11 protein-coding genes are annotated in these 11,540 nt (G+C 72.9%); 3 read left to right on the top strand and 8 right to left on the bottom strand.

Translation table 11 applies throughout. The features are described from left to right. Positions 1-31: 31 nt before the first annotated feature. Genes D9V37_RS19185 through D9V37_RS19170 form a run of 5 tightly spaced genes read right to left on the bottom strand, consistent with a single transcriptional unit; the run spans position 32 to position 4,078 of the window. On the bottom strand, positions 32-1,090 hold the full coding sequence (locus tag D9V37_RS19185) for an acyl-CoA dehydrogenase family protein (RefSeq protein WP_121807698.1): 1,059 nt from the start codon (positions 1,088-1,090) through the stop codon (positions 32-34). Beyond that, positions 1,087-1,437, bottom strand: a complete 351-nt coding sequence (locus D9V37_RS20815; protein WP_232525021.1) for an AtuA-related protein — start codon at positions 1,435-1,437, stop codon at positions 1,087-1,089. Before D9V37_RS20815 ends, D9V37_RS19185 begins: the two co-directional genes overlap by 4 nt. Beyond that, positions 1,434-2,717, bottom strand: coding sequence for an acyclic terpene utilization AtuA family protein (locus D9V37_RS19180; protein ID WP_232525020.1), 1,284 nt, complete (start codon positions 2,715-2,717; stop codon positions 1,434-1,436). Before D9V37_RS19180 ends, D9V37_RS20815 begins: the two co-directional genes overlap by 4 nt. Next, complete coding sequence (locus D9V37_RS19175; protein WP_121807697.1) at positions 2,710-3,489, bottom strand: TIGR03084 family metal-binding protein; 780 nt, start codon at positions 3,487-3,489, stop codon at positions 2,710-2,712. The genes D9V37_RS19180 and D9V37_RS19175 overlap by 8 nt, the downstream gene beginning before the upstream one ends. After that, on the bottom strand, positions 3,482-4,078 hold the full coding sequence (locus D9V37_RS19170; protein WP_121807696.1) for a TetR/AcrR family transcriptional regulator: 597 nt from the start codon (positions 4,076-4,078) through the stop codon (positions 3,482-3,484). Before D9V37_RS19170 ends, D9V37_RS19175 begins: the two co-directional genes overlap by 8 nt. 323 nt (positions 4,079-4,401) lie before the next feature. Between D9V37_RS19170 and D9V37_RS19165 the strand changes: the two genes are divergently transcribed. The 3 genes from D9V37_RS19165 to D9V37_RS19155 are packed head-to-tail and all read left to right on the top strand — an operon-like array spanning position 4,402 to position 8,626. Further along, positions 4,402-6,111, top strand: a complete 1,710-nt coding sequence (locus tag D9V37_RS19165) for a DUF1800 domain-containing protein (protein WP_147456004.1) — start codon at positions 4,402-4,404, stop codon at positions 6,109-6,111. Positions 6,112-6,116: 5 nt separating this feature from the next. Continuing rightward, the gene (locus D9V37_RS19160; RefSeq protein WP_121807694.1) at positions 6,117-7,385 is read left to right on the top strand and encodes a DUF1501 domain-containing protein; all 1,269 of its coding nucleotides are present in this window, start codon (positions 6,117-6,119) and stop codon (positions 7,383-7,385) included. Continuing rightward, complete coding sequence (locus D9V37_RS19155) at positions 7,382-8,626, top strand: transthyretin-like family protein (protein ID WP_121807693.1); 1,245 nt, start codon at positions 7,382-7,384, stop codon at positions 8,624-8,626. Before D9V37_RS19160 ends, D9V37_RS19155 begins: the two co-directional genes overlap by 4 nt. Positions 8,627-8,635: 9 nt before the next feature. On the opposite strand, the gene D9V37_RS19150 is transcribed toward D9V37_RS19155, so the two are convergent. The 3 genes from D9V37_RS19150 to D9V37_RS19140 all read right to left on the bottom strand — a co-directional run bounded on the left by D9V37_RS19150 (position 8,636) and on the right by D9V37_RS19140 (position 11,540). Further along, positions 8,636-9,046: a PaaI family thioesterase gene (locus D9V37_RS19150; protein WP_121807692.1), complete on the bottom strand. Its 411-nt coding sequence runs from the start codon at positions 9,044-9,046 to the stop codon at positions 8,636-8,638. 71 nt (positions 9,047-9,117) lie between these two features. Next, positions 9,118-9,990 carry an alpha/beta fold hydrolase gene (locus D9V37_RS19145; RefSeq protein ID WP_121807691.1) on the bottom strand — a complete coding sequence of 291 codons (873 nt, stop codon included), beginning with the start codon at positions 9,988-9,990 and terminating at the stop codon, positions 9,118-9,120. Next, on the bottom strand, positions 9,987-11,540 hold the full coding sequence (locus tag D9V37_RS19140; RefSeq protein WP_121807690.1) for an acyl-CoA synthetase: 1,554 nt from the start codon (positions 11,538-11,540) through the stop codon (positions 9,987-9,989). Before D9V37_RS19140 ends, D9V37_RS19145 begins: the two co-directional genes overlap by 4 nt.

Here is an 11,540-nt window from a genome sequence, read left to right as displayed (position 1 = left end):
CACGACTTCGTTCCTCAGTCGTGGTCGCTGCTCAACCACCGTCGTTCCGGGCGTCGCGGTAGTGCCGCTCCACCTCGCTGCCGTGCAGGTAGCCGGCACCGCCGAACAGCTGCACGGCCCGGTCGCACACGTACGCCGCCGCCTCGCAGGCGGTCTGCTTGGCCAGGCACGCCTCGGCCACCACGGCCTCGCCGTCGACGTGCCGCGCCGCGACCGAGCGCGTGTAGGTGCGGGCCACCTCGACCTGTCGGTGCATCTCCACCAGGTCGTGGCGCACCACCTGTCGGGCCGCGAGCGGCCGGCCGAACGTCGACCGCTCGCGGCACCACTGCGCGGTGAGCTCCAGCGAGCGGGCGGCGATGCCGTAGGCGTGCACCGCCAGCGCGACCCGCTCCACGACGAACTGCTGCGCGATCTGCGCGAACCCGGAGCCTTCGACGCCCACCAGGTTCGCCACCGGCACCCGGACGCCGGCGTAGCCGAGCTCGGCGGTGTCGGAGCAGTGCCAGCCCATCTTGGTCAGCGCCCGATCGACGGTGAACCCAGGCGCGCCCTTCTCCACCACCAGCAGCGAGATGCCGCCGGCACCGGGGCCACCGGTGCGGACGGCGGTGGTGGCGAAGTCGGCGCGCACGCCCGAGGTGATGAAGGTCTTGGTGCCGTCGACGACCCACGCGTCGTCGTCTCGACGAGCGGTGGTGCGCAGCGCGGAGACGTCGGAGCCGCCGCCCGGCTCGGTGACCGCGAGTGAGCCGATCGCCTCCCCGGCGAGCACCGGCCGCACGAACCGGTCGACCAGGTGCGCGTCACCGCAGGCGACGATGTGGGGCAGCGCGATGCCGCCGGTGAACAGCGCTGCCAGGAGCCCGCTCGAGGCGCCGGCGGACAGCATCGCCTCCTGCACGTCGATCTCGTCGAGCAGCGTGCCGCCGCCCCCGCCGACGGACTCCGGGAAGGCGACGCCGAGCAGACCCTGCTTCGCGGCGGCCAGGTGGAGCGAGCGCGGCACCTCGCCGGCGTCCTCCCACCGCTGCAGGTGGGGGACGACCTCGCGCCGGGTGAACTCCGCGGCCACGTCGTGGAGGTTCACAGCAGCTCGTCTGGGATCTCGAGCAGCCGCGAGCGCAGCCACTCGCCCAGTCCCTTGGCCTGCGGGTCGAATCGGGTGGAGGCCGCGACGCCCAGGCCGAGCAGCCCGTGGACCACGACGTTGACGCCGCCGAGGTTGGCCAGCGGGTGCACCTCGACCTCGAGGTCGGCCGCCTCCGGGCACAGCAGCCGGAACGTCTCCGGGGTCACGAACCGCAGCAGCCAGGCGACCCGCTCCTCGCGTTGCCCGCCCTGGTCGTCGTCGTGGCGCACCCACAGGCCGACGTTGGCGTCGCCGCCCTTGTCGCCGCTGCGGGCGTGCACGAACGTGCCCAGCGGAACCCTCATCCGAAGCCCACCTCCTCACCGACGTCCGCCCGGTCGACCCAGCCCGCCTCGTAGACCCCGAACGGCGCGCCGCGGCCGGGCGGCGCAGTCAGGCTCAACCCGGGGTAGGAGGCCAGCGCGAGCTCGACGGCCGCGCTGGAGACCTGCCGGCCGACCACCTCGGCCGAGGGGTCCTGCACCGTGAGCCGCAGCCGGCACGAGGCCGCCTCCTCGGTCTCGGCGTCGGGCCCGGGCAGCCGGTCCAGGGTCCACTCGACCAGCGCCGGCCGCGGGTCGAGCAGCGCCTCCAGCTGCTCGCGCACCCAGGCCGCCTTCCGCGCGACGTCGAGCCCGGTGAGGACGAACTCGACGCTGTTGCGGTGACCACCCAGCCGGTTCACCGAGACCTTCAACCGCTGGGGCGGCTCGCTGCCCCGGACGCCGTGGATGCGCACCCGGTCGGGGCCGTCCTGGGTGAGCCGGACCGAGGTCAGGTCGACGGCCACGTCGGGGTTGAGGTAGGTCGGGCCCTGGATCTCGTACAGCAGCTGGGCGGTGACGGTGTCGACGGTGACCGCTCCCCCGGTCCCTTCGTGCTTGGTGATGACCGACGAGCCGTCCTCGGCGACCTCGGCGATCGGGAAGCCGATCGGGCGGGAGCGAGGCAGGTCGGCGAAGCCGGAGAAGTTGCCGCCACAGGCCTGCGCCCCGCACTCGATCACGTGGCCGGCCACCACCGCACCGGCCAGTGCGTCGTACTGCGAGGCCTGCCAGCCGTAGGTCGCCACCGCCGGCCCGACCAGGAGGGAGGCGTCGGTGACCCGCCCCGTCACGACGACGTCGGCGCCCTGACCCAGCGCGGAGGCGATGCCGGCGGCGCCGAGGTAGGCGTTGGCGGTGAGGGCGTCGGGGAAGTGCGCGACGACGTCGTCGCCCGTGACGTAGGCGATCCGCGCCGAGAGGCCGAGACGGCGGGCGACCTCGGCGATGCGCGCGGCGAGGCCCATTGGGTTGAGGCCGCCGGCGTTGCTGACGATCCGCACGCGGCGCTCCAGGGCGTCGACCAGGCAGTCCTCGAGCTGGGTGAGGAAGGTGCGGGCGTAGCCCAGCGCGGGGTCCTTGAGCCGGTCGCGACCGAGGATGAGCATCGTCAGCTCGGCCAGGTAGTCGCCGGTGACGTAGTCGAGCGAGCCGCCGTCGAGCATCTCGCGCATCGCCGAGAGCCGGTCGCCGTAGAAGCCCGAGCAGTTCGCGACGCGGATCGGTTTCGCCGCGCTCGCTGGCGCTCGCTGCTCAACCACCGTGGCGGCCCTTCCCGGGTGGTCCGGCGAAGGCCTGCGCGACGTCGAGCCACCGGTCGGCGTCGGCTCCCACCGCGACGACGTCGAGGTCGCCCCGGGCCCGGCGCTGGGTGACCAGGAGGCAGAAGTCGAGCGCCGAGCCGGTCACCGTCTGCGCGGCCTCGGGCGGACCCCAGGTCCACACCTCCTCCGAGGGCGAGACCAGCGTCACCGAGAACTCCTCGGTCGGCGGGGTAAGCCCGCGGTTGGCGAAGGCGAAGTCGCGGGTGCGCACGCCCAGGTGGGCGACGTGGCGCAGCCGGTCGGTGGGCGCGCGGACGACGCCGAGCGCGTCGGCGACGTCCTGGCCGTGGGCCCAGGTCTCCATGAACCGCGCGGTGGCCATCGAGGTCGCGCTCATCGGCGGGCCGAACCACGAGATGCGCTGCCCGGGCGGCACGGCTCGCAGTGCCGCGGCCAGCGAGGCTCGGCCCGATCGCCAGTCGGCCAGCAGCGTCGGCGAGGCCGCCCCCGCGCGCGCCGCGGTGTCGACGGCCTGGTCCGGGTCGGCCAGCGCGGCAGCCACGACCGCCTGCCAGGCGTCGGCGTCGCCGGCGGCCGCGATCGCCGCGGTGTCGGTCCAGGCCAGGTGGGCGATCTGCATCGCAACGTCCCAGCCCTCGGCCGGGGTGGGACTGCGCCAGGCCTCGACGTCCAGCGGCGCGACCAGGGCGTCGAGCACCTCGCTTTCCGCGGCGAGGTCGCGCAGGACCGCCGCCAGCAGGTCAGCCAACGCCGGCCTCCAGCACCTCGGCCCACCGGTCGAGCACCCGAGCCCGCCGCGCGGAGTCGTCACCGATCGTGTTGGCCAGCCCCAACCCGCGCACCAGGTCCAAGGTGGCCTGCACCAGCTCGCGCTCGCCGGGGCGGGACTCGTCGGCGCCGAGCAGCTCGACCGTCATCCGATGCGTGTCTCGGCCCAGCTGCTGCTCCAGCTCCGCCACCTCGCCCCGCAGCGGCTCGTCGCTGCGCGCGGCCACCCACAGCTCCAGTGCCGCAGCGAAGACCGGACTGGTGAAGTGGTCGCCGAGCATGCCCAGCACCGCGCGGGTGCGCCCCGCACCCTGTGGCAACGAGGCCGCGGCCTCGCGCAGCTCGAGCCCACGCTGCTCGCTGACGTGGCGCACCGCGGCGAGCACGAGGTCGGCCTTGCTCGGGTAGTGGTGCAGCTGGGCGCCGCGGCTCACCCCCGCCCGCTCGGAGACCAGCGTCGTCGAGGTGCCGGCATAGCCGTGGTCGACCAGACAACCGACGGTGGCCTCCAGCAGCCGGCGCCGAGTGGCCCGCGAGCGCTGCTCCTGGGGCACGCGGGTGGTGGTCACCCGCCGAGCCTGGCCTCCCCGTCACAAACAGTCAAGCCTGTTTGTTTCTTCGTCCCATTCGTCCCACGCGTGCACTGGCGACCCCCGATACGAGCCCCGTTGTCGAAGGTTTGCCTCGACTTGAGGAAAACCGCCCGATTCGGGTGACGAGCCGCGATCGGCGACGTACATTTCTCTACGTCACCGTTTGGACATATCGGACAGGCGGCGGCGGGCCGGGGCGAGTCTTCGGCTCAACGGGGATGAACCTGGGCCACAGGCCGCACACCACGGGGGACGTGGGTCTGCCGGCGGCTCGGGGGACATAACGGGGGATGGACACGATGATCGTTCGCGCTCGCAGCGCCACGCTCACCGCCGAGCGTCCGGCGGCGACGGCCGTCGCGGCAGGCCTGCCCGACCAGGAACGTCGCGGCAAGAAGAAGCACGCGACGAAGAAGAAGCCGCACCGGCGCCACGTGCTGGCCACCGCCGCGGCCCAGACCGTCAACGTCGTCTCCGCGCCCGCCAGCAGCATCGTCACGACCCTGACCGGCGACACCGGCACCACCGACTCGAGCGCCAGCACCGCCCGCCGGCTCTCCTGGGCCTCGACCGCCGTCCCCACGGCGGCCGAGCTTCACGTCATCAGCCGCTTCAGCTTCGGCTTCACCCAGGCCGAGTTCACCCGGCTGCGCGCCCGTAACGGCGCCTCGGGCTGGCTGGAGCAGCAGCTGCGTCCCGACACCATCCCGGACCCGGTGATGGACGAGCTGCTGGCCGCGCTGCCCGACCTCTACCTGCCGGCGCAGGACCAGGCCGCCGCGGGCAACACCGACCGCAAGAGCGCCAGCGACGTCCAGCGCCAGCACTTCGCCGCCACCGTGGCCCGGCGCGCGTTCTCCACCCGCCAGCTCGAGGCGGTGATGGAGGACTTCTGGACCAACCACTTCTACATCCCGTGCACGACCGTCTCGACGATCTACTACCACGCCGACTACTGCCGCACGCTGCGCCAGAACGCCCTGGGCCGGTTCGAGGACCTGCTCATCGCGGCCGAGACCCACCCGGCGATGCTGACCTACCTCTCGACGGTCAACTCCGAGGCCTCCCACCCCAACGAGAACCAGGGCCGGGAGATGTTCGAGCTGCACACGGTGGGGCTGCGCAACGGCTACACCGAGAACGACATCGACGACGTGTCCAAGCTGCTCACCGGCTGGACCACCGACCGGTGGGCGGTCTCCTACGAGCCCGACAACCACGCCACCGGTGCCGTCTCCGCCATGGGCTGGAGCGACCCCAACTCCGACCCCGACGGTCGCGCGGCGTACCGCTCGCTGCTCTCCTACCTGGCGCACCACCCCAACACCGCCTCGTACGTGTGCCGCAAGCTCGCGGTGCGCTTCGTCAGCGACTCGCCCTCGGACTCACTGGTGGCGCAGCTGGCGCAGACCTACCTCAACAACGACACCCAGATCGCCCCGGTGCTCCGCGCGCTGGCCCGCAGCCCCGAGTTCCTGCGCGCGGCCGGCCAGAAGCTGCGCACGCCCGCGGAGGACTGCGTGGCGACGCTGCGTGCCACCGGCGTCACGGTGCCGCCGCTGCCGGCGATCGGCGTCGACAGCCACACCTCGTTCCTGAACCTGGCCTCGCTGCCCCGCGCCGCCGGCCAGCCGCTGTTCTCGCGCGCCACGCCCGACGGGTTCCCCGACGTGGCCGCCGCCTGGAGCACCTCGGTGCGCGCCACCGCCATGCTGCGCTGGCACTGGCAGATCGCCGACCCCGACTCCGGGCTGGTGGGTGACGACTCCGACCGTCCGAGCGTCAGCAGCCTGCTGCCGCGCAGCTCGATGCGCTTCGACCAGTGGGTCGACCACCTGTGCCGCACCCTGCTCGGCCTGCCGGCCGACGACGTCCAGGTCGCCGCGGCGTGCGCCGCGACCGGCCTGTCCAACTCGACCACGGTGACGGCCTCCTCGACCGTGGCAGGCTCCGGCTTCCAGCGCCTGCTGGTCAGCCTGCTCGACACTCCCACCCTGCTGAACCGCTGACGCCGATGGACCAGTTCGAGGACTCCTGCTGCGCCGAGGGCGCGCGCTACCGCGCCAGCCGGCGGGGCTTCCTGGCCGGCTCGACGGCGGCCGTCGGCGGCATCGTCGCGACCTCGGTCTTCGGTGGCGCGTTCCGCGAGATGGCCTACGCCGCCGACGCGACGCCCGGCGACACCGTCGTCATCCTCAACCTCGGCGGGGGCATCGACGGCATGTCGTGGGTCGTTCCCTACGCCGACCCGCAGTACTACGAGGCTCGGCCGGGCATCGCCGTGCCGCAGGGCGCGCTGCTGGCCACCGACGGTCACTTCGGGCTCAACCCCGCCATGGCGCCCTTGATGAGCCTGTGGAACAAGGGCAAGGTCGGCATGCTGCACGCCGCCGGCCTCGGCACCCCCAACCGCTCGCACTTCGACGCCGCCGAGGCGGTCGGCGACGCCGACCCCGGCAGCAGCGTGCGCCGCGGCTGGGTCAACCGGATGATCGGGCTGACGGGCATCTCCGACCAGTTCGCCGCCATCGGCATCTCCGGCGACCTGCCGGAGTCGCTGGCCGGCGACCTCCCGATCACCACGATCTCCGGTCTCAACGACGTGGCCGTGCCCGGGGTGTCCACGTCGGACTCCGACGGCACCCAGCGCCGCATGGCCCAGATCCAGACCATGTGGGGCAGCTCGACCGACGCCTTCCCGACCTCCGTGCGCGACGCCGTCAACGGGGCGGGCATCCTCACCGCGCTGCCCGACGACACCCTGACCTCCACCAGCGCCGGCTACCCGGCCACCGACCTGGGCCGCACGATGGCCGACACCGCCCGCGTCATCAAGGGCCAGATCGGCGTACGGGTCGTGGCCGTGGACTACGGCGCCTTCGACCACCACGTCGACATCGGCGCGACCTCGGGCAGCTTCTACACCCAGCTCCACGACGTGGCCGCCAGCGTCGCTGCCTTCTTCACCGACCTGGGGAGCAAGGCCGACAACGTCACCCTGGTCACCACCAGCGAGTTCGGTCGCCGGTTGGAGCAGAACTCCTCCTCCGGGCTCGACCACGGCTGGGGCAACGTGATGATGGCGGTGGGAGCCGACGTCAGCGGCGGTTACCACGCGTCGTGGCCGGGCCTGGACACCGGCAACCTCGCCGCGGGCGACCTGCAGGTCACCACCGAGTACCGCCAGCTGCTGGCCGACGTCGTGGCCAAGCGCGTGCCGGAGGTCTCCATCAGCCAGGTCTTCCCGAACCTCGCGCGCCAAGCCACCGGGATGATCCGGTGAGCGGCGGCCTGAGCGTCGACCCCGCCGTCGGGCTGCCCTCGGGCCACCCCGTGCTGGGCAGCGTCGCCGACGGCGTCGCGCTCCCCTACGCGCTGACCTACCCGTCGGGCACCAGCACCGCCCACCTGGTGCTGACCTTCGACGGCACGACCGTCGCCGACGTCGCCGACGGCGCGGCCAGCGGCACCATCACCGTGGCCGGGGGCACGGCGGGGCTGACCAAGAACGACGACGTCGCCGTGGTGCTCACCGCGCTGGCCGCCGACGGCTCGACCATCGCGACGGCACGCACCGACGGCACCGTCACCGACGGCGCCGACCTGGGCACGCTGACCGCCTACCTCCCCGCCGAGCAGGACGTGGCCGACGGCACCCACCTCTACGTCTCCCAGTCCGCGACCATCCGCTTCCACGCCACCGCCCACACCCGGCTCGCGCACGCCGGCGTCACCGGCTACGACCTGACCGTCGACGGCGTGAGCATCCTCGACGACCCCACCGTCACCGGGAAGCCCGACCAGTGGGTCTCCGGCACCTGGACCGCACCGGCCACCACCGGCGACCACACCCTGGTCTACTGGGCCACCGTCGAGGGCGGCACCAGCCGCACCCAGCAGAGCTTCGCCCTCTCCGTGCAGCCCACCGGCTCGTTCACCATCGACGGCGTCTCCATGGACTACGCCGTCACGGCCGAGCCGGGGTCCCCGCTGCCCTGCGCCGGCACGTTCAAGCGGGCCTCGGACTACGCCCCCGTGCCGAACGCCACGATCACGGTGACCTGGCAGGACTCGACCGGCGGCGACTGGGTGCCCGTCGCCACCACGACCACCGACTCCGCCGGGCACTTCAGCACCACGCTGCAGCCGACGGTCTCGGGCAGCTACCAGCTCACCACCGACGGCGTGCCCGGCGTCGTCGGTGGCACGACCTCGTCCTCCGTGCGCGTCGACCTCGAGGCGCACGTGCGGCTCAGCGTCGACCAGCGCTCGGCCGGCGTCGGCAGCACGCTCACCTTCACCATCGCCGCTCCCGCGGCACTGGCCGGGGCCCACGCGATGCTGCAGCTGTGGAACGGGATGAGCTGGACGACGGTCGACGTCAGCCCGCTGGACGCCACGGGCTCGGCCAGCATCAGCTACGTCCCGCCGATCAGCGGCAGCTACCGGTTCGGCGCGCTCACCGGCTACACCGAGCAGTACGCCCCGACCGCCTCGGACGACCTCACCGTCAGCGTCGGCTGACCGGGTCGGCTACATCGTGTCGGCGGGCAGGTTCTGCAGCCTGACCTGACCTCGCGCGACCAGCCGGTCCTCGGCGTCGTGGGTCTCGACGATCCACACCTGCTGGCTGCGACCGCGGTGGACCGGCGTGGCCCGCGACGTCAGCGTGCCCTCGCGCACCGCCCGGTAGAAGTCGGTGGTGTTGCTGACGCCGACGACCTGGCCCCGGTCGCCGAACCACACCGCCGCGCCGTAGCTGGCCAGCGTCTCCACGACGCTGCAGTGGGCGCCGCCGTGCACGATGCCGTACGGCTGGTGGAGGGGTGCGCCGGCCTGCCAGGTGCCGACCACCTGGTCGCCGGAGACCTCGGTGAGCTCGAGCCCGAGGTAGCGGACGAACTGGCCGGGCTCGGGGACCTGGTCGGTCGAGACGTCGGACATGGGGTGAGTATGTCGGCCCGGCGCTACCGCCCGATCAGCGGCCGGCCAGCCCAACCGATCGGCTCAACCGATCAGGTCAGCCGGTCGCCGAGCCAGGCCACGATGCCGGCGACCACCTCGGACCGGTTGGTCTCGTTGAAGATCTCGTGACGGGCCTCGGGGTAGGTCACGAAGGTGACGTCCTCCAACCCGGCCGCCTCCAGCCGCTCGACCAGCGGGCGTACCACCGTCAGCTGGGCGTTGACCGGGTCCAGCTCGCCGACGGCGATGTAGACCGGCAGATCGCCGCGGATCTCGGCGAGCCTCGCCGGGTCCGCCACCTCGCGGGCTGCGGTGAACATCTGCCTCCCGGCGTCGGTGTCGAGCCCGAAGCCGCACAGCGGGTCCTCGACGTAGAGGTCGACCTGGTGCTCGTCGCGGCTGAGCCAGTCGTAGTCGGTGCGGGCGGGGGCGAAGGGGGCGTTGAACGCGGTGAGGTCCAGCGGCTGGTCGAGGTCGAGGGCCGGTTCGAGCAGGTCGATGGCAGCGGTGCCGGTGAGCAGCAGCGCGCTGAGGTCGCGGCTGTGGTCGAGGACGTCCTGCTGGGCGGCGAACGAGCCCATGCTGTGGCCCAGGTGCGCCACGGGCAGTCCCGGGTGGGCGTCCTCGATGCGGTCGCGCAACCGGTCGATGTCGCGCACCAGCTCGGTCCAGCCGTCGGCTCCGATGACACCCGCCTCCACGCCGTCGACGATGCTCGCGCCGTGCCCGCGGTGGTCCTGGGCGTAGACCACGTAGCCGTGGCGGGTGAGCACCTCGGCCAGCGGGGCGTACCGCTGCGCGTGCTCGCCCATGCCGTGGGAGACCTGCACGGCGGCGACGGGGTCGCCGTCGGGGTCCCAGCGGTAGGCCGCGATCCGCGTGCCGCCGACGCTGTCGACGTCCACCCTCCTCGGTCCGCTCATCTGGGGTACCTCGCCCTCACCTCTCGCTTGAGCAGCTTGCCGGTGGGCGTGCGCGGCAGCTCCTCGACGAAGTCGACCGAGCGCGGCGCCTTGTAGTGCGCGATCCGCCCGCGCACGAACTCGGTGAGCTCGGCGGCCAGCGCGGGACCCGGCTCGTGCCCGGGCGCCGGCTGCACCACGGCCTTCACCTGCTCGCCCATCTCGGCGTCCGGCACGCCGATGACGGCCACGTCGAGCACCTTCGGATGCAGGGCGAGGGCGTTCTCGATCTCCTGGGGGTAGATGTTCACCCCGCCGCTGATGATCATGAAGGCCCGCCGGTCGGTGAGGTAGAGGTAGCCCTCGTCGTCGACGTGACCGATGTCGCCGGTGGTGGCCCAGTTGTCGTGGTGCGGGTGCTGGGCGGAGGCCGTCTTCGCCGGGTCGTGGAGGTACTCGAACGGCATGGCGTCGCGCTCGAAGTAGACCAGCCCGTCCTCGCCGACCGGCAGGTCGGGCTGGTCGGGATCGGCCTCGTCGCACACGTGGATCACCCCCAGCCCGGCCCGGCCGACCGAGCCCGGGTGCCCCAGCCAGTCCTCGGGCCCGATGAGGGTGACGCCGGCAGCCTCGGTGGCGGAGTAGTACTCGTGCAGGATCGGCCCCCACCACTCGATCATCTGCTGCTTGACCTCCACCGGGCACGGGGCGGCGGCGTGGATCGCCACCCGCAGCGAGGAGACGTCGTAGCGGCCGCGGACGTCGTCGGGCAGCTTGAGCATCCGCACGAACATCGTCGGCACCCACTGGCTGTGCGTGGCCCGGTGCCGCTCGATCGCGGCCAGCCCCTGCTCGGGCTCGAAGCGCGGCATGATCACCACGGTGCCGCCGACCATGTGCACGAGGCCGCAGAACCGCAGCGGTGCGGCGTGGTAGAGCGGCGCCGGGGAGAGGTAGACCGTGTCGGCGTCGAAGCCGTACGTCGGGGCGAACACCGCGAGCAGCAGGTCGCCGGGCTCGGAGATCTGCCGCGCCGGCAGCGGTGCGCGGATCGCCTTCGGCCGGCCGGTGGTGCCCGAGGAGTAGAGCATGTCGGTGCCGGCCGGCTGGTCGGCGAGCGGTTCTGCCGACGCCGCCGCGAGCGCGTCGTCGAGGTCGTCGAAGCCCTCGACGCGGCCCCCGTAGGACAAGAACAGCTCCAGGTGGGGCGCCTGCTCGGCGACCGCCGCACGGATCTCCTGGGCGCGCTCGGCCAGGTCGGCGTGCACCACCAGCACCCGCGCCTCGCAGTCGCCGAGGATGTAGAGCTGCTCCTCGACCGCGAGATAGGTGCTGACCGCGGTGAGGTAGAGGCCGCTGCGCAGGGCCGCCCAGTAGCAGTCGTAGTAGAGCGGGTCGTTGGGCGAGAGCAGCGCGACCCCGTCGCCGGGGCGCAGGCCCGCGTCGCGGAGCACGTGAGCGAGCCGGACCGACCTGTCCTCGAGCTCGGCGTAGCTGACCGTCCGCCCGGTGTCGGCCATGACGATCGCAGGCTTGTCGGCGAGTTCGGGCAGCTGCGCACCGGGGTACAC

The sequence above is a fragment of the Nocardioides mangrovicus genome (assembly GCF_003674065.1).
In the GTDB taxonomy this organism is placed as follows: Bacteria; Actinomycetota; Actinomycetes; order Propionibacteriales; family Nocardioidaceae; genus Marmoricola; species Marmoricola mangrovicus.
This window is presented reverse-complemented; position numbering and strand designations above follow the sequence as displayed.

Coding starts and splice junctions, on each gene's coding strand:
- D9V37_RS20815 (WP_232525021.1), bottom strand. CDS start 1,437: ATGAGGGTTCCGCTGGGCACGTTCGTGCACGCCCGCAGCGGCGACAAG.
- D9V37_RS19165 (WP_147456004.1), top strand. CDS start 4,402: ATGATCGTTCGCGCTCGCAGCGCCACGCTCACCGCCGAGCGTCCGGCG.
- D9V37_RS19160 (WP_121807694.1), top strand. CDS start 6,117: ATGGACCAGTTCGAGGACTCCTGCTGCGCCGAGGGCGCGCGCTACCGC.
- D9V37_RS19150 (WP_121807692.1), bottom strand. CDS start 9,046: ATGTCCGACGTCTCGACCGACCAGGTCCCCGAGCCCGGCCAGTTCGTC.
- D9V37_RS19145 (WP_121807691.1), bottom strand. CDS start 9,990: ATGAGCGGACCGAGGAGGGTGGACGTCGACAGCGTCGGCGGCACGCGG.